Source organism: Burkholderia sp. A2, from assembly GCF_001729305.1.
GTDB lineage: Bacteria > Pseudomonadota > Gammaproteobacteria > Burkholderiales > Burkholderiaceae > Burkholderia > Burkholderia sola.
The window spans coordinates 1,311-1,888 of the sequence record NZ_LZXX01000026.1; the positions used below are offsets into that span (position 1 = coordinate 1,311).

A 578-nucleotide genomic window follows, 5' to 3' on the forward strand; every position below is an offset into this window, starting at 1 on the left:
GCTGTTCGCCGACGATCCCGTTCACGGCCCGAAGGCACGCGCGATCGCGGAGCGGACCTACGAACTCGCGGAATTCCTCGTCCATGTGCTCGACGTGCAGCTCGACGCGGTCATGACCGACGCCGGCCCCGACGAACGCGTCGTGCTGCACACGTCGTGCGCGGCACGGCGCGAGATGGGCACGCGCGTGCACGGCGTCGCGCTCGTCGACGCGCTGNNGCTTCGGCGGCACGTTCTCGCTGAAGCATCCGGACATCTCGGGCGCGATGGTGCGCGACAAGGTCGCATCGGCGTGCGCGACGGGCTGCGACCGGCTCGTGTCGGCCGACTGCGGCTGCCTGCTGAACATCGGCCACGCCGCGGCCAAGGCCGGCGCGGCGCTGCCCGTCGAACATCTCGCGAGCTTCCTGTGGCGCCGCACGGCCGGCGCCGGCTCGCTGCGCGGAGAGTCGAAATGAGCGCACGCGACGCGATCCTCGCGCGGCTGCGCGCCGCCGCACCGGGCGTCGCGACGAACGCCGCACCTGCGCTCGATGCGCGCATCGACGCGCATTACGACACGCGCCGTGCATCGGCCG

At 72.7% G+C, this 578-nt stretch carries 2 pseudogenes; both read left to right on the plus strand.

The features are described 5' to 3' along the window. Positions 1–217 (plus strand): annotated as a pseudogene (locus A9Z05_RS37435) ((Fe-S)-binding protein); the annotation flags it as partial. Positions 218–219: 2 nt separating this feature from the next. Beyond that, positions 220–458 (plus strand): annotated as a pseudogene (locus A9Z05_RS37440) (heterodisulfide reductase-related iron-sulfur binding cluster); the annotation flags it as partial. Positions 459–578 lie beyond the last annotated feature (120 nt).